Origin of the sequence: Pseudoalteromonas sp. CH_XMU1449-3 (genome assembly GCF_037027245.1) — a bacterium.
Lineage (GTDB): Bacteria > Pseudomonadota > Gammaproteobacteria > Enterobacterales > Alteromonadaceae > Pseudoalteromonas > Pseudoalteromonas shioyasakiensis.
On record NZ_JAYMDY010000003.1, the window covers coordinates 264,951 to 290,587 of the forward strand.

Sequence of the window (25,637 nt, forward strand, 5' to 3'; positions counted from 1 at the left end):
CTACTCTCCACACTACCTTTCGGAGTGGTTTGACGAGTAGCCACACCTCACTTCCTGTGAGGGGCTAGTTGTGTCTATAACCCACTGCCCTGTCTAAAAAATTATAACAATTATTCAAAACGTCACGGTTTTGCCGTGTGTTTTTTAAGACAAAGGTAAATCAATATGTTTCGTCAGTTATCAATTGCTGTAGCAATCAGTGCTGTGCTGTGCCCAGTACAAGCTGTGTATGCTCAAAACGACCAACAATCAGAAAAAATTGAACGAGTAGAAGTAACAGGATCACGAATTAAAGGGGTTGATTTAGAAGGAACCATCCCGCTTACAGTGCTTGACCAAGATGCAATCAAGCGCTCAGGAGCGAACACTATTCATGAATTATTAAAAGATTTATCCGTTTTTAAAGGCGGATCCGGTACCTTTTCAACATCTGAAAGTGGTGGTACATCAACCTCAACGCCAGCGGGTCAATCCGCTGCGAGCCTTAGAGGTATGGGGCCTTCTGCAACATTAACGCTGATTAATGGCCGCCGTGTTGCACCAAGCTCGTTCGCAGCAGGCACTGAAAACTTTGTCGATGTGAACTCAATTCCACTTGCTGCAATCGAGCGCATTGATATTTTAGCCACTGGCGCATCGGCAATATATGGGGCTGATGCTGTCGCTGGTGTTATTAACTATATTCTTAAAGATGACTATCAAGGAGCTGAAGTAAACACTTCTTACACTAATAGTTTTGACAGTCATGACGAAGGTAAGAAACAACTTAACTTAGTTTACGGCACGAATATAGGTGAGAGTAACTTAACGGTATTTGCCGATATTTACGACCGCAATGCCTTTAAAGCGACCGACAGAAGCTATACCGCAACCCCAAATTTAGTGAATGGTTACTCATACTTACCGAAACTTGAGAACTCGCCGAACATTTATTACTACAGTAGTCGAGATGGCAATGAGCTACCTGCGCCAAACTGTAAAACAGAACTTGTCACGACTGAGTATGGTGAGCAAATTTGTGCTTACTATGCTAACCAAGATGATTACCTAGAAACCCCATTTGAAAGCCTTTCAACTGGCTTTATGTTTAACAGCAGCTTAGGTGATTTAGATTGGCATACCGATTTCTTCTATAGCCAAACTAAATCAAAAGCCTATTCATCACCTGCACCAATCAATCAAATAAACGATGATGATGGTCCGTTTATCATAGAAGATGCGCTATTCATTTATGATAACGCTGATGGCAGTAACGACTTAATGGACCAGCTTTATATTGATCCATTTACCACTCAAGCGGGTCGAGAAGTGTATGGCTTTGCATTTGATGCACGTTTTAATTCACCGCGTACTGTTGAAGTTGAAACTAAAAACTTTCGCTTAGTCAGTAGCCTAGCTGGTTACATTGGGGACTGGAGTTGGGAGTCAGGTGTAACATTTTCTCGTTCTAAGTCAGAGCAAGAAGCGATAGATGGTATTTACAACCGCTACCAATTTCATGCTGCAATCACTGGTGAATTATGCTCCGACGGTTCAACTGCTACATACGATGGAACACAGCTCAATTGTGCGCAAGGTCAGTTAATGCCATTCTACAACCCTTTTTTACAGGGTGATGCTAATAATGATGCGGTGCTTGAGCTTGCAAAAGCAAACCCTAGTAGAAGTGGTGAAAGTACAGTTTACGGATGGGATTTAAACTTTAATGGCGACTTATTTACATTTAATGAGTTACCCATTTATGCTGCATTTGGTATTGAGGCTCGCCGAGAAGAGTTAAAAGATATTCCGTCATTAGACTCTCAAGCGCGTGCTGAAAATGGTTATTTAGTTGATGTTTTTGGTTTTGGCTCGAGCTTATCAGAAGCAGACCGTACGCAATACGCTGCATTTGTAGAGTTGAATATGCCAGTTACTGAGCAGCTAGAACTGCAAGTTGCTGGTCGTTACGATCATTACGATGACTTTGGTGGAACGTTTAACCCTAAAGTGGGTTTAAGCTACCGCCCTTCAGATTCTCTAATTATTAGGAGCTCTTGGTCAACGTCGTTTAGAGCACCTTCATTAACTCAAGCTGGCGTAAAATTACGTACCACACAATCAAGCTTTGATTGCGGGGCAAATCAGGCAGTTGCAGACTTATACTGTATGGGTGATGGTACAGAAGTCAGTGTTAACAGCCTAGAACTTGGGAACCAAGCACTCAAAGCCGAAGAGTCTGAAGCGCTCAGTATTGGCTTTGCATGGAGCCCATCTGTAAATACCAATCTCACTGTCGATTATTGGCATTTTGATCATGAGCAAGTCATCGATACCAATATGACTGCAGTGCTAGATAGAGCAATTACGGATGCTTCTCTTCGTCACTGTGGCTTAGTACCACAAGGGCAACAAGGTATTTCGTACGAGCAGCAGCTGTGTGAAGTAACCGATAATGCAGGCCTTAATATCGAAAGTGATGGCGCTAATCTTTCAGAGATCCTAACAAACTATATTAGTGAGTTTAATCCGCGAGAAGATGAGCTATTCCTGCCGCTATTTAGAGACCATGTTATTCCACTGGAAAATACCGGCACACAAACCTTAGCGGGTATCGACTTTAAATTCGATCATCGTTTTCTTTTTGCAACAGGCCACTTAACACTCGCTTTTGATGGTACACACTATTTAGAGTTTGAGCGAAACAAACCCGGTTCAGATGCAATCGAAAAGCTAATCGGCACTTATCGCTACCCTGAAAATGTTGGCAGATTCTCTATCGATTGGGATGCCGAGAGTTATTATTTAAACCTAGGCGCCAATTATACAAGTAGCTATGAGGATGATATTGAAGGGCTTCGTGGCCGTGAAATAGATGAGCTAGAAGAACTTGGCGAGCTTAATGATGAGTTAAAACGCGATGTTGATGACTGGCTAGTATGGGATTTATCAGCCGGATATTTTATCAATGATTCATTATCAATCCGTGCTCGTATCGATAATATCTTCGATAAAGAACTGCCTAAACTGTATGGTTCAAGTCGAGGTTTTGATTCTATAAACCATAATGCTTATGGCAGTCGCTATACGTTAAGTTTGAGCTATCGCTTTTAGCAAGGTATGGGCGGCTTAATAGTCGCCCACACTTTTGAGCTTACCTTATCTTAAACTGACGACTCTCAGTATTAATCTTTATTAGCAAGGGCTACAATACCTTGCTTATCTTATAAACGTCGAATGACATTTAAGTGACTTTATGAAAAACAAACAGTTTGCGATGCCAGATGCGAGCATCATTTTGTTGTGCGTCGCAGTTATCGCCTATTTTGCCAGGCTATTTATAACCCCCGGTGTGTTTAATGCCGAAAAAGATAGCCATAGCGTTGAATTATCACAATATCAAACAGCCTCAGATCATATCCCGCCAGCATTTTTTGCAGAAGGTGGTGAAATTGGCCTAGCTAATGTCTTATTTGAAGGGTTAGTGTCAGGTGATAAGTATGGCGCAGCGATTGGTGTAATGGCGTTTATTTTAATCACTGGCGGTGCGTTTGGGATTATCTTAAAAACCGGTGCGATAAATAACGGCATAATGGCACTGATCAACAAAACACAACATATAGAGTGGGTATTCATTCCTCTCTTGTTCGTGCTTTTCTCTTTAGGTGGTGCGGTTTTCGGCATGGGTGAAGAAGCCATCGCCTTTTGTATTGTGTTATTTCCGATTATGAAACAACTTGGCTATGACGCAAAAGTGACGGTATTAACAACCTATGTTGCTACACAAATTGGCTTTGCTACCTCATGGATGAATCCATTTAGCATTGCCATAGCTCAATCAATTGCTGAAATTCCCGTTTTTTCTGGCGCAGGGTTCAGAATGGTTGCTTGGCTTGTTTTTACTTCATTTGGCCTTGTATTCACCATTCGCTATGCCAATTCTATCAGAGCAACTAAACAACAATCTAACCAACACATAAACAGTGCAATAAATTTAGATAACGCAGATAAACTAATCTTACTTACTTTTATTGCTGGCATTGTTTGGGTTATTTGGGGCGTGATGGCTCGGCAGTATTATATTCCTGAACTAGCAGCGCAATTCTTTTGCCTAGGTATTGCTTGCGCTGTAATAGCCAGCCTATTCAAAAAACAAACTGCCAATGAAAGCGCAAACGCATTTAAAGAAGGTGCCCAAGAGCTCTTACCTGCAGCGCTTTTGGTTGCTTTGGCAAAAGGCGTTATTTTAATACTTGGCGGTAGCGATTTAACGTCACCTTCGACCCTTAATACCTTACTGTACTATAGTGCCACCAGCATCTCAGTTGTGCCCGATTATATTGCTGCTTGGGGCATGCTATTATTTCAAAGTGTATTTAACTTCTTTGTTTCGTCTGGTTCAGGACAAGCAGCCATAACAATGCCGCTAATGTCGCCGCTCGGTGATTTATTAAATATCTCACGTCAAATTGTGGTGTTGGCATTTCAGTTGGGTGATGGTTTAACGAATATTTTTATTCCTACTTCTGCTAGTCTCATTGGCTGTTTAGGTATTGTTAAATTAGATTGGAGTGAATGGGCACGTTTTATTTGGCGCTTCACTTTGGCTTTGTTTGGCCTTGCCAGTGGTTTTATTTTTCTCGCACACTTTATTAACTATCAGTAAAAGATTTAATTATGTTAACACTTATAAAAGGCGCAGACGTTTTCGCCCCCTCACCTTTAGGCATTCAAGATGTCCTTATTGCTGGCACAAAAATAGTTGATATACAGCCTGAAATAACTATCGATACCTATCAGGGGATTACCAAGGTAGATGGCACTCATTGTATTTTGGCCCCGGGGTTTGTGGATTCACTCGTTCATATAACTGGCGGTGGCGGCGAAGCTGGCTTTGCAAGTAGAACACCAGAAATGAACCTGACTGATGCAACACTGCATGGTACAACTACTGTTATTGCAGCCCTGGGCACTGACTCAAGTAGCCGAACTCATAGTAACCTGATTGCTAAAGCAAAAGAGCTGAAAGAGCTTGGGCTCAACGTTTTTTGTCATTCGGGCTCATATCATTTACCTGCGAAAACACTGACAGGCTCTATCACCAGCGATTTAATGTACATAGATGAGTTTATTGGCGTGGGAGAAGTTGCTATATCTGATCATCGTAGCAGCCAACCCACAGTGCAACAGCTGGCAGAACTGGCTGCAGAGGCAAAAGTGGCCGGCATGTTAAGTGGTAAAAAAGGCACTGTCAGCATTCATGTTGGCCCTGTTGATACACATTTATCGATATTGCATGAGGTTGATAAGCTAACCGATATTTCGCTAGCACAATTTTACCCAACTCACATGAATCGTAATATCGACTTACTTAATGCTGGGGTAGAGTTTTGTAAAGCCGGTGGCACTATCGATTTTACAACAAGTACAACAGAGTATGACCTTGCTCATGGTGAATACTCTGCCGCACACGCACTTGCCTATTGTATAGAGAATAAAGTCGACCCAACGAAGCTCACTATGAGCTCTGATGGCCATGCAAGCCTCCCTATTTTTGACAAAAGCTATAATCTGCTTGGCCTTGAAGTAGGTAAAGAGTCCACATTGCATGGCTCGTTTGTAGAAGCAGTGCAAAAATTTAATGTTTCGATTGAACACGCTTTAATGGCTGTTACATCAAACCCTGCACAGATACTGGGTATAAATAAAGGTGTAATTAAGCAAAATGCAGATGCCGACCTTGTGTTACTTAATAAAACAACGCTTGCGCCAACAGAATGCTGGTCAAAGGGTGTTCATATGGTAAGCAAAGGCAAAGCACTTGTTAAAGGCACCTTTGAATAAGGCCGCAATCGGCGGCCTTAAACACTATGCTAAACATGTTCAGAAATGCGAGTAACGAGTAGTTGCTCGACTTTCACACCTTCAACATCGACAACTTCAAACTTATAGCCACCGTAATTAATAAACTCTGCACGTTTAGGCAAGCGTTTCATGGTGTAGATCAAAAACCCTGCGACAGTTTCGTAATGAGACTGTTCAGGGAACTCTTCAATTTCAAGTACCTTAGCAAGCTCAACCACAGGTGTTAAACCATCAACCAGCCAAGATGAATTATCACGTTGAATAATTAACTCTTCACCCTGGTGGCTAATTAAGTCGCCCATAAATCCTTTCATTAAATCTTTAACAGTAACAATACCTACCATTAGCGCATACTCATTAACCACTACGGCAAACGGCTCTGCCGCTTTTTTGAAAGTATTTAGCGCCTCTGAAAGACTCAATGTTTCTGGCAGATAAAAAATATCTTGGCTTATCAGTTCATTATCAATTTCAGCGGTTTGCCCTTTTAGCACCTTGCGAAGGATATCTTTTGATTCAACCGAGCCAATTAATTTATCTAAACTACCATCACAGACTAAAAAGTGATTATGAGGGTGCTCAATAATTTTGGTTGCAACTTCTTGAGCATCCGCCTTTACATCAAAAAACACAATTTGATCACGAGGAGTCATCACACTCGATAAAAAACGTGCCTCTAAATCAAATACATTGCCAATTAGCTCATATTCTTGTTGCTGTAAGCTGCCGTACTCGGCCCCTGCATCCATCATCGCGACGATGTCTTCTGTGGTGACAATATCTTCTCGTTCAGCGGGTACTTTAAACGCGCGTAAAACCAAATTAGTTATACCATTAAAGAAAACAACAAAAGGAGTGAGCGCAAAGGTCACCCAGCGCATAATGGATACCACGTTAACTGCAACTGCCTCTGGCATAATCATGGCTAACCGTTTAGGTAATAGGTCAGCGAATAGAATAAACAAAGAGGTAATACTCAAAAACGAAATCAAAAAGCTGATTTGACTCAATAACGGGCCTTGATAAATCATGCCTAAGATTTGTTCTATGTAAGGAGATAATGCTTGCTCACCAACAATACCACCTAAAATGGCAATTGCGTTGAGGGCAATTTGTATCATGGCAAAAAATGCCCCAGGTTGCTCTTGCAAGCTAAGCACTGCTTGGGCTTTTTTGTTGCCTTCGTCCACCATAACTCGTAATTTGATCTTACGAGATGCCGCAATCGCAATTTCGCTCATTGCAAACAATGCACTGATCAAAATTAAAATCATGATAATGAGTAAATCACTCATTGTAGCTCCTAATAATTAAGCGCATTCAGAGTGTTGAATGCAAACAACTTTTTGCTCGTTTAGGCTAGCGAGAGTTTGGCGAGAATGGACAAAAAGCAGCTGATTATAGCCACTTTGTGGCAATCAACAAGTGCTATTTTTAATCGTTAGCAGCAAAGCCTTTATTTAATTTTTCAAGAGTCACAGGATTGATATTTTTATTGCAGGCAAAGTATAACTGAGGTGTGCCAACGGGCAGTTTAAATATCGGTTTTAAATCTTCAAGTGTGCTGTCGTTATCGCGCTCATATTTAAATTGTTCATCGCTGAGGATGACTAAATCTATACTTGAGCGTCTACTTTTAAGTACATCATAAATGTTGTCAAAACTATCAAGTAAGATCAGCTGATTACGTTCATCAAAGCCGTTTTCTTTTAAGTAAATATGTGAATAGTTATTTTTTAATACTGCAATTCGGTACTTTTTAGCATCATCTATACTCGCTATTTTTAATTGCTCAGATTTAAACGAATAGAACGACGCCGAAAAACCACCGATTTGTGCCACCCAAGTAAATTTATCTTCGCGTGCAGGAAGCCTTGCCATAGAAAAGATGCAGGTATTGCTATCACGTAATGCAGCATTATACGAAATTGACCAAGAATTTACTGACAGCTCATAATCCACACCACTTTTATCTAAACCTGATTTAACTTTATCAACTACAGTGCCAGTTAATTCGCCATTTTCATCTAGGTATTGGAAATTAGGGAAATTTTCTGTCACCACAGTAATTGCTGCAAAACAAGGTTGCAGAAAAAGCAGCAATGACAAGGTGATAATTGAGCGCATGATGAGCGATACCAAATAAATTATAATTATTTTTTATAATAATATAGCTCGAAGTTGCAGATATTGAAATATTATTTAGTAAAAAGGAATGAGCGGAAACAGGGTGTTTCCGCTATAGAGTCAATTACTTATTCATTGCATTAATCAAAAAAGCTGAGATTTTAGCGCCTTCTCTTAGAGTTGTTTCAGAACTTGTCTGACCGATTAATGAGCTATCTGTGAATGGTGCAATTTCCATCATGTCAGCACCAGTAATTGGGAACTCGTCAGCCAATTCAACTAGAATGTCTAATGCATGCTGAGGTGTTAAACCACCGGCTTCTGGTGTTCCTGTCGCTGAAGCAAAGCTTTCATCAAGTGCATCAATATCAAAGCTCACATAAAGCTCATCAACATTATCTGCTTTTAGCTGCGCAATAACTTCTTCAGCAACAGCTTTAGCGCCACGTTCGATGATTTCGTGTGCCCAATGTTGTTTAACGCCAAACGTGTCTTCCCAGTGTTGCTTAGGCTTACCACTAGAGCGAATACCAAATTGAATTAAGTTACGTGGAGCTGGTAAGTACTCAAGAATATGTGTACACCACGAACCAAAACATAAATCGATACCTAAACGTTCTACTAATAAGTCTGTATGAGCATCAAAATGAATGATTGCAGTGCGTTTACCTGCATCACGTTTTGCTTTTAAGTAAGCTTTAGTCAGCGGGTAGCTAATTGAATGGTCGCCACCAATACCAAAAATACCCTTATCTGGGTAATTTGCATAAAAGCCATCACAGACATCTTCAGTGATAGACAAAGGCGATACATGATATTCGCTGTTTTCATCAGCATATAACGCTTTTTGACAGTTTGTAATGGTTGCATCGTTAAGGTATTTATCATGAAGTAAATGTGGGATCACACGAACATCGCCTAAATCAAAGGCGCGTGCTTGTGGTTGTTGATCAATCAAGGTAGAGCGTAAAAATAGTGGGCCCCAGTTAGCACCACGTAAAATACCACCGCCACAGTCAGAGCTAATACCTAAAATTACCGCTTTGTGTTCAGACTCTGCCAGTGTTTCAAGTGACTCTTTCCAAAGCACGTCAACATTATCTGTTTGGCCGTATAATTTAGTACGCAGCGCATCTTTACGTTCTTTTGCTGTATTAACTGTAAATACGCCATCGCCAGGAGGACAAAGACACTGACTTAGTTTTTCGTGGAAGGCTTTTTGTGTGTTACTCATCTCTACTCCGCTGATCTTTATCTGCATATTCATGCGTAATTAAAAAAGTTACGCAATCAGGTTTGTGTATAGTCTGGATTTTTGAGACTCAACAATCGCTTGCTAAACCAAACCTATAACTCACTGATATTAAATAGTTATATTTTTAATGCAGAAGAATTTAAACTGCTCTAGTCAAATAAGAGCGCTGTATTTTGGCAGGTATAACATGCGCGAAAAGAAAGTCAAATTTTGCGGCAACCAAGGCGATTGCCGCTATAGATTTATATTCAAACGAAGTGAATACTCATTATTCGTAGCCTCTTGGCTTCTTAGTTTTGATAACGGCAATGTATGCATGCCAGCTGGCATAGCTCAATAAAGGCATAATAACGATAAACCCGGCAGTACCTGTAATAAAGCCGACAAATACTAAACATAGTATCAAACCAGCCCAGACAACCATGGCACCGAAATTGGTTTTAACCGCATTCATTGAAGAAATTACCGCAGTCATAATATCAACTCTGCGTTCCATCATAATTTGCGGGGTAAACGCTGAGATAGCAAATACAGTGACCAGTAAGATACCACCGACAATACTACCGAGCGTTAAAAACGCAGATAACTGCTCAAAACTCGGGTTAACAACGTTCGGGTACAATGCATGAATAAGTGCAGCTAAGCGCATCCAAACAATCATAATTACCATTAATAACACTGCAAAGCCCCATTCACCTGCTGGGTTTCTAAACATCGATTTAAGGCTGTGCATTAAAGTAGGTTTGTGGCCTTTTTCAAGCTCCCATGCAACATCGTAAAGTCCGGCAGCAAAGGCAGGGCCAATTAATGCAAAGCCAACGACTGCAGGCAATATGACTAAGTGTGTATCAAACTGATAGACAAAATACATGATAGTCGCAGGTATCAAGGTAAATACTAATCCGTAGACTAGACTCAGTATGGGCGCATTAGCAATATCTTTAAATGCAAGTGCTAACCAATGAAAAGGCGCACCAATTGAAATTTTCGAGCTTTCTAAACAGCGTGCAAACTCATGGTGTTTACTCATAGAAGATGAAGCAGGCATAATATATCCTCTTTTATCGTTACTTCTTTAGGTTTAGGTTATCTGTGCAATTCTTGCAACATTGGTGATCTAATAGGACATCTGTCCTGTACTTTAAACACATATGATTAAAGTATTACGCTTTAGACAAAAATAAGGTTCAATAATGGAAAAGGTATTTCACTTAGGGCTTACTCGTCAGGACTTAAACGGCGCAACCCTTGCGATTGTCCCAGGCGATCCTGACCGCTCAGCACGCATTTCAACACTTCTCGATAACCCTGAATGCTTAGCGAAGACCCGTGAATTTCATGTATACCGAGGTGAGCTAAACGGGCACAGCGTTGTAGTTTGTTCTACCGGTATTGGCGGCCCATCTACATCAATTGCTGTTGAAGAGCTTGCTCAGCTAGGTATTGATACCTTTTTGCGTATTGGCACGACCGGTGCAATTCAGCCACACATTAACGAAGGCGACATTTTAATTAGCCAAGCTTCAGTTCGTTTAGATGGTGCTAGCCAGCATTTCGCACCACTAAGCTACCCTGCTGTGTCTGACTTCTTTGCAACACAAGCGATGGTAAATGCATGTGATAAGTTAGGAATTAATTTCCACATTGGTATTACTGCATCGAGTGATACTTTCTACCCGGGTCAAGAACGTTACGATACTTATTCTGGCTATGTTCCTCGCTCATTCCAAGGCAGCTGTGAAGAGTGGCAAAAACTAGGCGTGATGAATTATGAAATGGAATCAGCAACACTATTTACTATGTGTGCCGCCCTTGGCTTACGCGCAGCCTGTGTTGCAGGTGTATTAGTAAATCGTACTAAACAAGAAATTCCGAATGTTGACCACGGCGAGATTGAGAAAAAATCAGTCGCCGTCGTCATTGAAGCTGCAAAACTGTTGCTAGACTAGTTTAGCAACACAGTGCTCAAATGCTGGTGGGTTTGCAAAGCTTGCCAGCACACTTTTAGCCACCTCATATTGATTTTCTGCCCCTTGTGTTTCTAACAAGGTTATTGACTTAACTGTTTTATCATCAAAGGTTAAGCCCGCAAGATAAAACTGACTCAATGCACTTTGTAATGGCGAAAGGCTTGGACTATAGGCCGCATTTTCAGCATAACTTCCGTAAAAGTCACCTTCATCAAAAGTCGTTAATTTAACCGCACTAAAGTTACCTGTGTAAGGCACGTATGCATTGAGTGCCAATTGAATAAGTTTATTATCAGCAATCGAAAGATCAGTAAACTGTTTATCACTTTGCTTATTAGAAAATAAACAGGCTTCATTGCCTAGGTCTTTTGGGCCAAATGAATAAGGTAATAACTCATGTAGATTAAAGTCACGTTCTGGCAATAAAATCTCAAGTGAGTCTGCGGTGCTCAATTCATTCATAAATTGACGGCAGTAACCGCAAGGTGCATCGCTAATAGCAATTTTTAACACTGCTTGCGCGCCATTAAGCCATGCATTATTAATGGCTGATTGCTCAGCATGAACGACCAAACTCAATGCTTGATGAGAAAACTCAACATTTGCGCCAAAATAGAAATTTGTTTCGCCTTGCTTGTTTAACCCAACTGCAATGGCGCCCACATAGAATTTAGAAATAGGCGCGACAGAAAATAAACTTGCGACGGGTACACAGGCTTTTAGTAACTCAAGTTGGCTAACTTGAAACTGCTGACAAAGAGAAGAAATATCAGATTGAGATAAGATGCCACGTTGCTGTTTAAGCTGGGCAAAAAGAGAATTTTTTTGTTGATCATTGAAGCTAAACGGCTCTGAATTTTGAGCTAGTTTGCTTGCATCTATCCTAGTTGCTGTCATAACAAATTATAATTATTAATTGGCTAAACAGTTTAAAAGGTTACGTAATGAATTGCTAGGTTTTGGCGGTAAACATCAAGGTAAATCGCACAATAAAAGCTAAAAATTAGCGGTATTTGTAAGCCCAGATATACACAACAAAATAGCGATGACTAGCTCGACCAACTATTGACGAACCAGCCAATTTTTTGCTTTGTTAAAACATTCAAAGTTTTCAGCTTGTAAGTTATAGCGTTTTGCTTTTTGCATAAATAAGTCGTGCATAAAACCATCAAAACTTACAACTATTGCTACAACAGCTTTTTTCAAAGAGTTTGCCACTTCCGGCATAATGGTGAATAAATCAGCAGGTGCGAAATTGTGTGTCATCTCAGACACATCAACGAGTATTTTCTCTGACCCATGTAATTCTGAATATTGTTGGGCAATTTGGTAAAAATTTATCACATCCTGTGCACTAGCAGTCCCTCTTAACGTCATCATCACGAGTGACGTCGATGCATCATAAGTGATGCAAGTAGACACGTTTGGCATAAGTTACTCTAAAAAAAGCGTGGGGTTGATTTGGCTTAACGGTAGCTGAATCAAAAAGCTGGGCTATTTTATAAATATCGCCTCTCTAGTCAATACCTAGCAATAAAATAGGTATGACCAGTTGTAAAATTCAGATTTTAGGATTAGATCTACTTTAAAGAGTTGTTATGCAAATTCATATCTTATTTACTTTAGACACAAGTATGAGTTTTCCTTTCATAGAATCAGCTTTTTCAGATAAACCTATATTTAGTTAAAATTTATAATATTTAGCGTTATTTAGACAGCAAAATGGGTGAGCGTTTTTTAAGCTCACTTTTAAATGGATTGGTGTGTCATGAAAGCGCGATTGGTTATATTATTTGGCTTTACCTTGTTGATTTTATTAATTTCAACAACACCTAAAGCGATGCCCATTAAAGAATTTGAAAAGCTTAGAACCTCAATAAGGCAAAGCTACGCCAGTTCACCTCAAGAAGGGCTTGAGTTTGTCAATGCGCTAATTGAAACTACCGAACTAACACTAGAACAAAAGATTATAGTCACAAATTATAAAGCTTGGTTTTTGCTTGAGACTGACAAGCTTGAACAAGCCATGGAAACCATTGTTAAGTACATGAATATGGTTTCTCAATCTGATGAAAAAGACCTCATGTATGGCTATTTCAATATTTCTGGTGGGATTTATGCGCGATTAGGTCTATATGAAGAAGCCTTAGTGTACTATCGTGATGCCATGCCATTTGCACAATCTCGAGATGAGCGTTTAATTTATCAAACCGAAAATAATATCGCTTTGGTAAAGCTACGTTTGAACCGTTATAAAGAAGCTGCAGACTCGTTCACATACTATCGAGATTATGCCCACAGAAAAAATCAAACTCTCAACGAATCATTTGCTAGCAATAACTTAGCGCTTGCTTTAATTGGATTAAAACAGTACTCAAATGCACTCAAGGTTATCAATGAAGCTATTGGGCTGCAAAGCCAACACAACTACACCACTCACCTTGCTTCAAGCCTTGTTCTAAAAGCCAAAGTATTACGTTTTCAAGGTTTTTTAGAAGACTCAGAAAAGGTACTCAACGAGGCTTCAACACTCATTGAAAATAAACAGCTTGAGAATGAGCAACTTAATATTATTTTATGTTTAGCAGAAACGTATGAAGCACAAGGACATACTGACAAAGCACTCAATACACTTGCATCCGTTGATACACACACTGTTAGCCATACTAATTTTGAAGCCCTATTATCGATTGCAAAATTAACTGCAGAGCTTTACGAGCAACAAAAAAATTATGTAAATGCACTCAGCGCTTATAAACAATATTCGTACATTAACGCCGCTATTTTAACCAGACAAGCCAAAGTGAATTTAGCAAAAGCACTTGCAGAAGCCGATGTTGCCGCAAAAGAAGTAAGAATTTCTAACCTAACTCGTGCTGAGCAAATAAAAGCAACTAAAGCCAATGCATTTAAAGATCTCACGATTGTAGTAAGCATCTGTTTAGTTGTTATTTTATTTGGCTCACTTATCGCCATTAACAGCATAGACAAACAAAAACAAAAATTAACTAAAGCATTAGAGCAGTTAAAAGATACACAAGATCATCTGATTGAAATCGAAAAAATAGCCTCTTTAACAGCACTGGTATCTGGTATGGCGCATCAACTTAATACCCCTATTGGCACCATAGTGACCGCAAGTTCATTAATCGATGAATACATGGAAGGTTTAGAGGAAAAATTTAAAGCCCGAGAGCTCTCTAGTAAGCATTTTCATAAGTTCATCAATGATACAAATAGCGCTAAAGAGCTGGTGATCTGTAGCATTAATCGGCTTGCTGGAATTGTCGAAGAATTCAAAGCGCTCAATGTGTCGATACACCTTGATAAACCGATGAGCAAAATACAGCTGCCAAGCTTTCTTAATCATCGTTTATGCCCTTTGAGCAAACATCTTGGTAAACAAATTGAGTTTAAAATTCATGGTGATGAGGCAGTTATTACGTCATATCCAACTATCTTAAGTGATGTATTAAAAACCTTGGTTATAAATTCCTGCGAGCATGGCTTTGTTAATTCTGATCAAGGTGTTGTCGAAGTAATAGTTAAAGCCTATACACATGTGGTTGAAATTACCTATCAAGATAACGGTGTCGGTATCAATGATGAGATCCTACATGAAATATTTACGCCTTTTTATACAACAAATCTAGGTGGAAACCATCTAGGGCTTGGCTTAAACGTAGTATTTAATGCGGTAAAATATAATCTTAGAGGGAAAATAAGCGCCGAGTCATGTAAACACGGCGCACGATTTGTTATTAGCCTACCAATCGATGCTCGATTGGTTGATGACACCAGCTATTAACCGGTATTACGCATACCTGCAGCAATACCTGTCATAGTGATCATCAAGGCATTATCAATATCACCTGCTGAGCTTTCGTCAGCTTCGCGTGAACGACGCAGTAACTCGACTTGTAATAAGTTAAGTGGATCTGTGTACGGGTTACGAAGTGCGATTGACTCTTTGATCCAAGGTTGGTCTGCAAGCAGGCTCTTTTGTGGACTAAGCGATTGAACAAGTTCAATAGCTTCGCTCAATTCTTGACGTAGCTTCACGCCTAATGGCTTATATTGCTCAGTCACTAGTGCATCGTCGTAATGCGCACTTAACCATGTATCTGCTTTACTAAATACCATTTCTAGCATCTCTAAACGAGCACGGAAGAATGGCCATTTTAAGCTCATTTCATGAAGTGTCTCGATGCCATACTTATCTAACGCAGCTTTAAGACCTGTTAATGCACCCAACCAAGCTGGCAGCATTAAACGGTTTTGGCTCCATGCAAAAATCCATGGAATAGCACGAAGGCTTTCTACTCCACCGTTTGGGTTACGCTTCGCAGGTCGAGAACCAAGTGGTAATTTAGAAAGCTCTTGCTCTGGCGTTGCCATTCTAAAATAAGGCACAAAGTTTTCATCATGGCGCACAACTTGACGGTAATGCTCACAAGAATCTGCACTAATAAGCTCCATAACATCACGCCATTCGCTCTTAGGCTCTGGCGGTGGCAGCAGGTTACTTTCTAGAACTGCACCGGCATAAATATTTAAGCTTTGTAACGCTACAGCAGGCAAACCAAACTTAAAGCGGATCATTTCACCTTGCTCTGTTACACGTAGGCCACCTTTTAATGAACCAGGAGGCTGTGAGCGAAGAGCTTGGGCAGCTGGCGCGCCACCGCGACCAACAGTACCACCACGGCCGTGGAATAAAATAAGCTCAATACCGCGATTTTCGGCTAATTGTACCAGCTTATCCATAGCTTCATATTGTGCCCAACCGGCAGCCATCATACCTGCATCTTTTGCTGAGTCTGAGTAGCCGATCATGACATTTTGCTGGTTTTGAATGTGACCTCGGTACCAAGTGTTATCAAGTAAACATTCGATAACCTCTTTACCATTATTTAAGTCATCTAACGTTTCAAATAATGGCGCAACCGGTAAGTTAAACTTACAACCACTTTCTTTAAGTAATAACTGCACTGCCAGCACATCAGATGCGGTACGTGCCATCGAAATAATATACAAGCCAAATGTTTGAGCATCTTGCGCTGCGATTACATCGAATGTATCTAGCACCTCCTGTACTTCTGGGCTTGGTTGCCAATGTTTTGGAATTAGCGGACGTCGAGAGTTTAGCTCAGCAAGTAAAAACGCTTGTTTGTCTTCTTCTTGCCATTGATGGTAATCACCTAAACCTAAATAACGTGTTAGCTCAGAGAAAACATCACCATGACGCGATGAATCCTGACGTACATCAAGTTTTGCAAGGCGCAGACCAAAGCTATTAATACGGCGCAGAACATCAAGCAGCAAGCCATCGGCAACTACTTTCATGTTGGTTTTAATAAGCGAGCGATAACACACTTCGATTGGGTGTTTAATTTGCGCGATATCGGTAATTAAATCTTCAGAATCAGTGCGCTTTTTCTTTATTTTAGCGCCCAAATGCGTCACAGTTTCAGCGATTTGATTCTTTAATTTTTTAAGTACCGCACGGTAAGGTTCAAAGTCTTGGCCCGCAAGCTCAATAAGCTCATCGCTTGCATCCGACATAGATAACTCATTGCTTAGCGTTTCGATATCACGAGAATACAAATCAAGTGCCATCCAGCGGCCATGATCAAGTACTTGCTGTGTGACTTCAGCAGTTACAAACGGGTTACCATCTCGGTCGCCGCCCATCCAAGAAGTAAATTCAATTGGGCTGAAATCAATAGGTAGCTCTAGATCAAGCTCTGCTTTTACGTCTTCGCCAAACTCACGTAAGAAACGCGGAACAGCGTGCCATAAGCTATTTTCAATAACCGCAAAACCCCATTTTGCTTCATCAATTGGCGTTGGGCGTGAGCGACGAATGTCATCGGTATGCCACGCTTGGCTAATAAGTTGGGCAATGCGGTTTAATAAATCTGCACGTTCACTAGGTAAGTTGTCTTTACGCTCTAAAGAGGCAAGGCAATCACTTAATTCTACGTGTTTATTGATCATTGTACGGCGTGTCACCTCAGTTGGGTGAGCCGTCAGTACTAAATTGATGTGGAGTTTTGAGAGTGTTTGCGCCAAGTGATTAGGATCAACTTGACCTTGCTTTGATGCTGTTGCTAACGCTTTTAATGTTTGAGTGAGAGGGTTTAGTTGGCAAAAACCAACATCATTAAAGCGAGATACGGTATGGAATTGTTCAGCAACATTAGCAAGATTCAAAAAATGATTAAATGAGCGTGCAACCGGTAATAGTTCTTCATCTGTGAGAGCGTGTAGTACTTCGATAAGCGCTTGTCTGTCGGCTTCGTTACCACTGCGTGACGATTTAGATAAAGCACGAATCTCTTCTACCTTATCTAAAATGGCTTGTCCTTGTGCATCTTTAATGGTTTGACCCAGCATTTGTCCAAGCATACTAACATTACCGCGAAGTGCAGCGTATTGTTCACTCATTCTCATACTCCTTTCTTTAACTAAGTTGAAAGTACCTACTGCACAGTATTTAGCCAAGCACGAACGCAGCTAAACACTGATCCCTTTTATTAATATCATTGTCAGCGTTAATTTAATAGATCGAATTTTCTAACATACTCGTAAAAAAGAATAACCAATCTATAAACATAAAAGTGTAATAAATACGCAGCTTAGTCAGCTGCAAAGCGTTAAAGCCAGCTTAATTGGTAAAATGGACTTACCAATTTAGAGGGTAAAATCCCCGTAAATTAAGGCATCCTTAATGTTTGCATGGTCAAATCTTTACCCGCCTTTTTTTATGTGTTTGTAGGGTTAGATCAAGACAAACAGAGCTACTATCATTTTATTAATTGGTGATAGTTTGAGCGAAAAAATTTTCAAATATTTTTAGAACAGGTAAAAATGCAACTCTATATTTTGTGCGGTGCAAGCAGTGAAATTGCAAATGCTTATTTCACCACTCTATATAAACAAATAAACACGGGTCATATTGTAACCATCAGTCGAGGTGAATTTAAGGCAAGTTTTAATGAGTCATCAAGCAATGAGATAAGCCACCAGCATTTTATTACTGACTACTCAGAGCAAAGCTTAAGTGGTATTGCGAAAGAACTTGCCGGCAGCCAATATGACTTAGCTCAACTGATGATATTTAACGGCCTATTGCATGATCCAGATCATGTGCCTGAACGTAAACTTGAACAAATATCTGAGCAGCACTTTATAAATAGCATGACGACAAATGCTCTACTACCAATTCGCTGTGTGACTTTATTCTCATCGCTTTTAAAGCCACAAGTTTCAACTGTGGTGTGTGCCCTTAGTGCACGTGTTGGTAGCATTAGTGATAACAAGTTAGGCGGGTGGTATAGCTACCGAGCGTCGAAGGCGGCATTAAATATGTTATTTAAATCTGCTGCGATTGAACTTAGCAGACGCTATAAAAAATGCCACTGCGTGTTATTTCACCCAGGTACTACTGATACGCCATTATCAAAGCCCTTTCAAGCAAATGTGCCCGAAGGAAAGCTATTTACCCCTGAGTTTGTAGCCGAGCAATTGTATTCATTGATAAGTGATGCTGATTATTTACAACAATCACCCAGCCCAGCCTACTTTGACTGGCAAGGAAAACCCATAGACTGGTAACAGGAAATTTATGCATTTAACAAAACAAGCCATTGCTGATTTAGAAAACCGCTACCGCGCCCATCTAATTAATAGTTTGTCGGGGTTTAAAAGTGCCAACTTAGTCGGCACACAAGATAATAATGGCCAAACTAACTTAGCGATTGTCAGTTCAGTATTTCATCTTGGCGCACATCCCCCTTTAGTGGGTATGATAATTAGGCCCCATTCAGTGCCTCGCCATACCCTAGAAAACTTATTAGCCACCCAGCAGTACACAATTAACCATGTGAACAAAGACATTTATAGCAAAGCGCATCAAACATCGGCACGCTACGACAAGGACGAGTCTGAATTTGATGCAACAGGGCTCAGTACTGAATACCTAAATGACTTTACAGCGCCTTTTGTTAAAGAAAGTAAGCTTAAATATGCGCTTGAGCTGAGAGAACACCACCACCTTGCCATCAATGGCACTGAGCTGATCATAGGTGAAATAACCGACATTTATTTAGATGAGGCGTGTTTGCAAGAAGATGGCTTTGTCGATATTGAATCCATTGGTACAGTCGCAGTGAGCGGGCTTGATAGTTACCATGTAACTGAACGTTTAGCCCGCTTAGCGTATGCTAAAAAGTAACCTTTAATTTAAGCACTAGATTATAAATGGCTTAGGCGCATGGGTTAACACCTCAAAGCCAGATTCGGTGACAACTATGTCATCTTCTAGGCGCACACCACCGTAGCCTGGTATATAAATGCCAGGCTCAATAGTGATCACATTACCAACTTCAAGGTTGTAGTCTGTCAATGTGTTAATAAATGGCACTTCATGTAAAAATAGCCCTAAACCATGGCCCAGGCCTTTACCTGCGTACTCGCCAAAGCCCGCCTCAGCAATTACCTTATTTGACATGGCATTTAAATCTAAACAGTTAACACCTGGTTTAACCATTTCAAGTGCAGCATTTTGTGCATCAAGTACTGTATTATAAATACGGGTTTGTTTTTCTGACGCTTCGCCAATGATGTAGCTGCGAGTCATATCAGAGCGATAGCCATTAACAACAGCACCAAAATCAAGGGTTACAAAGTCACCTTGTTTTAAAACCTGATCTGACGGGTTACCATGTGGCAAGGCTGAGCGCTCTGCAAACAGCATGATGGTGGCAAACGACATACCTTCTGAACCTAGCTTTTGCATTCTAAATTCAAGCTCTAAGGCAAGGTCTCGCTCAGTTACATCCGGTTTAAAATAAGGTAGCGTTTGTGCTAATGCTTCATCAGCGATGGCTGCAGCAGCTTTGATTTGCGCAACTTCCCAGTTGTCTTTAACGCGTCTGAGCTTTTCAATTAAGCCGTTTACCGCTGTTAGAGTGTGGCCGGTTAGTTCATCTGCCACACCTTGCCAAATTGCTACCGTGATATAGCTTGCATCAAATGCAACATGGCTGTTTGGGTTAAGGTGTCTATTTATACAATGGCCAAGGGTTTCGTTGTCTCTGTCTCGACAAACAACTTCAAATCCTGTTGTTTCAGCAATTGCACGTTGATGGTAACGGTAATCAGTGATCAACACACACGCATTTTGAGTAATTAATGCATAAGCAGCATTTCCACTAAAACCACTTAAGTAACGAATATTTTCATGACCAAGTACTAACATGGCGCTGTAACCTTGTTGCTCTAGCAAGGCTTTAAATTCAGCTTGTCTTTTTAAGTAATTAACTTGCATTGTCGCTCCTTATTTTTTGCGCATGCTAACAGTTATGTCCATAAATACGAATATTATGCGATTAGTCGCAGTGAGTTTGCATCAGCTGTTTACTCAAGCCACAATGCACAAAAAACCAAGGAGTACACAATGACAACATACGGTATTGGCACACAAACGCCAGAGCAGGCGCTTGACTCTTTGTCAGATATGACAACAGATTTAACCCCTATTCAAAATGACGAATTTCATGCGCGTATCGCAAAGGCACAAGCGTATATGCAAGCAAACAATATTGATGCAATATACTTAAATGCAGGCACTAACCTAGCCTACTTTACAGGTATGCGTTGGTACGCAAGTGAGCGTTTAGTTGGCGCTATTTTACCTGCTAAAGGTGATGTGCAATACATAGCACCATTTTTTGAAATCGGCAGCTTAAACGATTTTATGGTGATTGATGGCCCAATTCGTGGCTGGCAAGAACACGAAAACCCTTATCAACTGTGTGTAGATGTTCTGACAGAAATGGGCATTAGCAAAAATGGTACCCTTGGTATTGATGAAAGCGCACAGTTTTTCATCTACGACGGCATTAATAAAGCGAACGGCAATTACAATATTGTTAACGCACAGTGCGTAACAGCTCACTGCCGCATGCATAAGTCAGCTAATGAACTTGCCTTAATGCAACGTGCTATGGACATGACCCTAGAAGTACACAAAGCAACGGCAAGTATGCTTTATGAAGGTATCACCACCACTGAGGTTGAAGCCTTTATTAAAAAAGCGCACCAAAAAGTCGGCGCACCTGGTAACTATTTTTGTATTGTGTTATTTGGTGTTGCGTCGTCTTTCCCACATGGCGTTAAAAACCCGCAAACCCTTAAAAAAGGTGATGTGGTACTGATTGATACTGGCTGTAAAGTACATGATTACCTCTCTGACATTACCCGTACTTATGTATTTGGTGAAGCAACCGATCGCCAACGTATGTTTTGGCAACACGAGAAAAATGCCCAACTTGCTGCTTTTGCTGCCGCAAAAAATGGTGAGCCATGTGGCAAAGTAGACGATGCTGCAAGGCAGTACCTCGCCGAAAATGGCATGGGTCCAGAGTATCAAACACCAGGCTGTCCACACAGAACAGGCCATGGCATTGGTTTAGATATTCATGAATGGCCATACCTAGTTGGTGGTAACCCTACCCCACTCGCAACAGGTATGTGTTTTAGTAACGAACCCATGCTAGTTATACCGGATGAGTTTGGTATTCGCTTAGAAGATCACTTTTATATGACAGACGAAGGTCCGCGCTGGTTTACCGAGCCTGCTCATAGCATTGATGACCCATTTGGTTTAGCTAAATAAAATTCAAATTAACTTTATAAGGCCAGTTTTCTGGCCTTTTTTGTATCTGAATTATTACAATCATTAACAGTGTGGACATTTTAGAGACAACCTATCAGCTTTTATCATGTTATGATTTCAAGAATTTAACCTAACATAATTACGGAGAATAAATGGGTTTACGTTTTAAAGTTCCACATACCCTGATACTGCTGCTGGGCATGATGGTTGTTGCGCTTATAGCTACCTGGTTAGTACCACAAGGTTTTTTCACTACTACATTGAGTGAATCAGGTCGAGAAATGGTTGTTGCGGGCACCTATCAAACGGTTGCTGAGCGCCATTACTTAACCCCATGGGATTTATTACAAGCCATACCTCGCGCATTTGCTGCAGCTCAAGATGTTATTTTCTTTGTGTTAATTGTTGGCGGCGTATTAGCTGTTGCACGTGCCACAGGCACTGTTGATGCTCTCATTGGTAGACTTTTAGAGCGACACGGTAAAAAACCGCAACGATTAATCTTTATGGTGGTGTTTTGCTTTGCCTTAGCATCAAGCAGTATTGGTACCGCCGGCGAATATATTCCTTTTGTTATTATTCTCGTCGCGCTTTGTAAGGCAATGCGCCTAGATGCAATGACTGCCGTAGGTATGATAGTCGCAGGTTATGGTATTGGTTATGGTGTTTCGGCGTTTAACCCATTTACGGTATTAATCGCACAACAAATTGCAGGTATTCCTGTTTACTCTGGCCTATGGTTACGTTTAGCTATATTTATTCCATTTGTGCTCATTGGTTTTCATCATGTTTGGCAATACACCAAAAAGGTAGCGAACGATCCGTCTAAATCGATGATGATTGGCGTGCCTTGCCCACTGGAAAATCAAACAGCAACAAGTTACCCAGCACTTGCCCTGCGCCATAAACTAGTTTTAGGCAGCTTTATTATTACCCTTGCAATTGCAGTATGGGGTATCGCAACAAAGGGCTGGTACTTATACGAGCTAGGTGGTGTTTTTATTGCTTGGGGTGTAGTTGTAGCCATCTTAGGCAAACTGTCTGCTGATGAAGCAGCTAACAAATTTATAGAGGGCGTGTCTGATCTTGTTACTACTGCAGTGTTAATTGGTGTTGCACGTGGTATTGCACTTATTTTAGAAGACGGCCAAATCCTGCATAGCCTTGTACATGGCATGTCGTTACCGCTTTCTTATGTATCAGCAGAAATATCAGCAATTGGCATGCTGGTTATTCAAACCCTGCTTAATACCTTTATTCCTTCTGGTTCAGGGCAAGCTTATGTCACCATGCCACTAATGGCGCCACTAGGTGATTTAGTGGGTGTACCAAGGCAAGTCGCCGTGCTTGCTTATCAATTTGGTGATGGCTTTTCAAATATGATCATCCCTACCAATGCCGTACTTATGGGTATTTTAGGGATGGCAGGTGTGCCTTACGGCCATTGGTTTAGATTCTGTTTACCACTACTGATCAAACTAATGGTCGCAGCATCGGTTGTATTGGTATTAGCTGTAATGTTTGGCTATGGCTTAGATGTGCAGCCACAGATAAACTAACTCGTTTGGGTGAAAAAAAGCGTCAATTGACGCTTTTTTATAATCCTATTAAACTGTTTATTATGTTAACTATGGATTAATTAAACCTTCTTAAACACATTGCTTTAACACGTACATAGTTAAAACCATTACCATAAGCCCTTGAAAAATTGACTTCCCAACTTGATGTTGATAACACCTTACTGCTTGAAATATTAACATTACGTCCCGTACCTAAAAGCCTTAATTCAGGACCACCACTCACTGCAAAATAACCTGAAGGGCAGTTACCTGAAACCGCTCGCCTCATCACACTATAAGACGAGCTAACTGGCACATATCCGCCCACTCTAACCAGTATGCTTTGGTACGTATCGCTCGTATCTACTTCGCAAATAAAGCTTCCGTCAGGATAAATCACCCTAAGCGATGAATTAACAGGGCAAGAGCCATCTAAGACATCTTGTTTAGATGCTAAGCTTGCTTCTAAGTTATCTAAGTCAGATTGAAGAGCTGCAGTTTCTGCTTCTAAAGCTGATATTTGTGAAGCATTCGCATCAACATCACTTTGTAAAACCGCAATATCATTTTCATTCGCTGTTATACGCGCAGATAAATCACTGATATCTTGTTGAATGAGCATTACATCAGCTTCAATGCTAGCAATAGATGCGCCTGTGCTTGCTGCTAAGGCGTCTAAGTCAGCTTTATTTTGATCTATTTGCTCTTGAAGATGCTTAAAAGGAACACCATTTGGTGTTTCTCCATTGCCTTTTCCAGATGGTTCTGCATGTAATTGAGTAACGAGTAAAGTAATCGCAGCCAAAACGGCTAGTTTTAAACTTGATTGAGTATTCATAATATACCTCCATTTAATGATCACTATCGTGCTAGAGGTATATCCAATTACATAAAACTTCATAAGCCACACTCTAGTGGTTTAAAATACACAACATTGTAGGTATGGATTTATCTCTACCAACGATTTAACGTTAGTCACTGTTAACCCAAAAACACTATTTAGTGGTGTATTTAAAGAAGTCTGACCAAAAAAAAATGTAAACTTAAATATTAAAAAAGTTTACTTTATAACTAGTTCCAGAAAATGAAAGTTCAATTACTATAAAGTAATGCCTAAAAATTGAATATAAATTAGTATGCCTCACATCAGGAGGCATTCTTATTAGGAATTAAGTTCGGTACAGCACTTTAATTACATGCCAACCAAAGCGCGTTTTCACTAAATGTGGCTCTAAGATTTCGCCGCTGAATGCTACTTTGTCAAACTGTGGCACCATTTGACCGCGTCTGAATTCGCCCAAGTCGCCGCCTTTTTTACCCGACGGGCAGGTTGAATGTTTTTTAGCTAGGGTCTGAAACTTAGCACCCTTTTTAAGTTGCTTGATGATGTCTTCAGCTTGTTCTTTGTGCTTAACAAGAATGTGCAGTGCGTGCGCTGTATTTGCCATGGAAAATCTCGAAAATTAAAACGCGAATATTTTATCACGGCAATCACCACTGAGCTACTAAGGCTATTTATGTTTACTTGTTGCCTGCAAAAATCCTGTCACCAAACAAAATTGCGCTAAATAATAACTACACATTATTGCGATATCTGCATGCGCTATTTCTAAATAAAAACGATTAAGGCCAAGAATAGAGTCTGATATAACAAACACAGCTCCACCTAACACTAAAAATCCGTTCGACTTATCCGTCATCCAAGTAAGGCTTGCCATTATGGTAAGTACCAACATATAGAAAAGCACAGGGATGAGCAGGTCATTTAAGTTTGGATAGAATAAGCAAAAAACGATGATGGCTAAAAATAGATAAAGAAGTACAACGTCTAGTCGCCAGTTTTTAATTGGCAACATGGTAATGATATAAAAAGCGTGGCTGACAAAAAATGCCGCTAAACCACCTATAAAGAGTTGCCCCGTATCAAGGGCTAGCAACACATCACCTAGTGCTGAAAAACTAAGAGCGAATAATAAAGTAATAAAAATGCGATTTTGTAACTGCCTACGTGCTTTTAACACCATCACAACCAACAGGCCGATTGGTAATGTTTTAAATAGCGCCATAATAGGCTGAGTTAATGATGGTATAAAGAGCAGTAAAGTAATGTAAACCGAGCTTAGGATTAGAAAGAGAATGTTCATATTCTTATTATTGTTATTTGTTCCCAATAACGAGAATAGCAAGCTTTGCTTTAA

Annotated in this window: 20 protein-coding genes; 9 read left to right on the forward strand and 11 right to left on the reverse strand. The window is 40.4% G+C overall.

What is annotated here, in order from left to right:
* Positions 1 to 165: 165 nt before the first annotated feature.
* From WA256_RS06105 to iadA, 3 genes are all read left to right on the forward strand, one after another.
* Positions 166 to 3,093 (forward strand): TonB-dependent receptor domain-containing protein, encoded by a 2,928-nt coding sequence (locus WA256_RS06105; RefSeq protein WP_335989762.1) that lies wholly within the window; start codon positions 166 to 168, stop codon positions 3,091 to 3,093.
* Between the two features lie 142 nt (positions 3,094 to 3,235).
* Positions 3,236 to 4,645 (forward strand): putative basic amino acid antiporter YfcC, encoded by a 1,410-nt coding sequence (gene yfcC / locus WA256_RS06110; RefSeq protein ID WP_335989765.1) that lies wholly within the window; start codon positions 3,236 to 3,238, stop codon positions 4,643 to 4,645.
* A gap of 11 nt (positions 4,646 to 4,656) precedes the next feature.
* Positions 4,657 to 5,823, forward strand: a complete 1,167-nt coding sequence (gene iadA, locus WA256_RS06115) for a beta-aspartyl-peptidase (RefSeq protein ID WP_062565512.1) — start codon at positions 4,657 to 4,659, stop codon at positions 5,821 to 5,823.
* Positions 5,824 to 5,852: 29 nt separating this feature from the next.
* Here iadA and WA256_RS06120 read toward each other — a convergent pair whose 3' ends face one another.
* The 4 genes from WA256_RS06120 to WA256_RS06135 all read right to left on the reverse strand — a co-directional run bounded on the left by WA256_RS06120 (position 5,853) and on the right by WA256_RS06135 (position 10,274).
* Positions 5,853 to 7,139: a hemolysin family protein gene (locus WA256_RS06120; protein ID WP_175080072.1), complete on the reverse strand. Its 1,287-nt coding sequence runs from the start codon at positions 7,137 to 7,139 to the stop codon at positions 5,853 to 5,855.
* Between the two features lie 139 nt (positions 7,140 to 7,278).
* On the reverse strand, positions 7,279 to 7,971 hold the full coding sequence (locus WA256_RS06125; RefSeq protein WP_130167533.1) for a substrate-binding periplasmic protein: 693 nt from the start codon (positions 7,969 to 7,971) through the stop codon (positions 7,279 to 7,281).
* 124 nt (positions 7,972 to 8,095) lie between these two features.
* Positions 8,096 to 9,205 (reverse strand): arginase family protein, encoded by a 1,110-nt coding sequence (locus WA256_RS06130; protein WP_055198846.1) that lies wholly within the window; start codon positions 9,203 to 9,205, stop codon positions 8,096 to 8,098.
* Between the two features lie 289 nt (positions 9,206 to 9,494).
* Entirely contained in the window at positions 9,495 to 10,274 is a 780-nt protein-coding gene (locus WA256_RS06135) for a DUF2189 domain-containing protein (protein WP_054564098.1), read from the reverse strand.
* A gap of 145 nt (positions 10,275 to 10,419) precedes the next feature.
* Between WA256_RS06135 and udp the strand changes: the two genes are divergently transcribed.
* Positions 10,420 to 11,175 carry a uridine phosphorylase gene (gene udp, locus WA256_RS06140; RefSeq protein WP_055021853.1) on the forward strand — a complete coding sequence of 252 codons (756 nt, stop codon included), beginning with the start codon at positions 10,420 to 10,422 and terminating at the stop codon, positions 11,173 to 11,175.
* Here udp and cdd read toward each other — a convergent pair.
* Positions 11,167 to 12,093: a cytidine deaminase gene (gene cdd, locus WA256_RS06145; protein WP_063528656.1), complete on the reverse strand. Its 927-nt coding sequence runs from the start codon at positions 12,091 to 12,093 to the stop codon at positions 11,167 to 11,169. The two genes, udp and cdd, sit on opposite strands and share 9 nt — an antisense overlap.
* A 165-nt stretch (positions 12,094 to 12,258) precedes the next feature.
* A complete protein-coding gene (locus WA256_RS06150) occupies positions 12,259 to 12,627 on the reverse strand; it encodes a hypothetical protein (RefSeq protein ID WP_062565518.1) in 369 nt (122 codons plus the stop codon).
* 337 nt (positions 12,628 to 12,964) lie between these two features.
* On the opposite strand from WA256_RS06150, the gene WA256_RS06155 reads away from it, so the two are divergent.
* On the forward strand, positions 12,965 to 15,004 hold the full coding sequence (locus WA256_RS06155; protein ID WP_335989780.1) for a tetratricopeptide repeat-containing sensor histidine kinase: 2,040 nt from the start codon (positions 12,965 to 12,967) through the stop codon (positions 15,002 to 15,004).
* On the opposite strand, the gene ppc is transcribed toward WA256_RS06155, so the two are convergent.
* Entirely contained in the window at positions 15,001 to 17,646 is a 2,646-nt protein-coding gene (ppc, locus tag WA256_RS06160) for a phosphoenolpyruvate carboxylase (protein ID WP_054564093.1), read from the reverse strand. The genes WA256_RS06155 and ppc overlap by 4 nt on opposite strands.
* A gap of 423 nt (positions 17,647 to 18,069) precedes the next feature.
* Between ppc and WA256_RS06165 the strand changes: the two genes are divergently transcribed.
* Both WA256_RS06165 and WA256_RS06170 read left to right on the forward strand, forming a co-directional pair.
* The gene (locus WA256_RS06165) at positions 18,070 to 18,816 is read left to right on the forward strand and encodes an SDR family NAD(P)-dependent oxidoreductase (protein WP_335989783.1); all 747 of its coding nucleotides are present in this window, start codon (positions 18,070 to 18,072) and stop codon (positions 18,814 to 18,816) included.
* A 10-nt stretch (positions 18,817 to 18,826) separates the two neighbouring features.
* Complete coding sequence (locus WA256_RS06170; RefSeq protein ID WP_335989786.1) at positions 18,827 to 19,435, forward strand: flavin reductase family protein; 609 nt, start codon at positions 18,827 to 18,829, stop codon at positions 19,433 to 19,435.
* Positions 19,436 to 19,450: 15 nt separating this feature from the next.
* Here WA256_RS06170 and WA256_RS06175 read toward each other — a convergent pair whose 3' ends face one another.
* Complete coding sequence (locus WA256_RS06175) at positions 19,451 to 20,530, reverse strand: M24 family metallopeptidase (protein ID WP_335989789.1); 1,080 nt, start codon at positions 20,528 to 20,530, stop codon at positions 19,451 to 19,453.
* Between the two features lie 129 nt (positions 20,531 to 20,659).
* On the opposite strand from WA256_RS06175, the gene WA256_RS06180 reads away from it, so the two are divergent.
* Together WA256_RS06180 and WA256_RS06185 are read left to right on the forward strand one after the other, a co-directional pair.
* Positions 20,660 to 21,880: a M24 family metallopeptidase gene (locus tag WA256_RS06180; protein WP_335989791.1), complete on the forward strand. Its 1,221-nt coding sequence runs from the start codon at positions 20,660 to 20,662 to the stop codon at positions 21,878 to 21,880.
* 152 nt (positions 21,881 to 22,032) lie between these two features.
* Complete coding sequence (locus WA256_RS06185) at positions 22,033 to 23,439, forward strand: YfcC family protein (protein ID WP_289096245.1); 1,407 nt, start codon at positions 22,033 to 22,035, stop codon at positions 23,437 to 23,439.
* Between the two features lie 76 nt (positions 23,440 to 23,515).
* Here the strand turns inward: WA256_RS06185 and WA256_RS06190 are convergent, their stop codons facing one another.
* The 3 genes from WA256_RS06190 to WA256_RS06200 all read right to left on the reverse strand — a co-directional run bounded on the left by WA256_RS06190 (position 23,516) and on the right by WA256_RS06200 (position 25,610).
* The gene (locus WA256_RS06190; protein WP_335989797.1) at positions 23,516 to 24,277 is read right to left on the reverse strand and encodes a hypothetical protein; all 762 of its coding nucleotides are present in this window, start codon (positions 24,275 to 24,277) and stop codon (positions 23,516 to 23,518) included.
* Between the two features lie 331 nt (positions 24,278 to 24,608).
* Complete coding sequence (ppiC, locus tag WA256_RS06195; RefSeq protein WP_055021968.1) at positions 24,609 to 24,887, reverse strand: peptidylprolyl isomerase PpiC; 279 nt, start codon at positions 24,885 to 24,887, stop codon at positions 24,609 to 24,611.
* Positions 24,888 to 24,950: 63 nt separating this feature from the next.
* Positions 24,951 to 25,610 (reverse strand): lysoplasmalogenase, encoded by a 660-nt coding sequence (locus WA256_RS06200; protein ID WP_335989802.1) that lies wholly within the window; start codon positions 25,608 to 25,610, stop codon positions 24,951 to 24,953.
* Positions 25,611 to 25,637 lie beyond the last annotated feature (27 nt).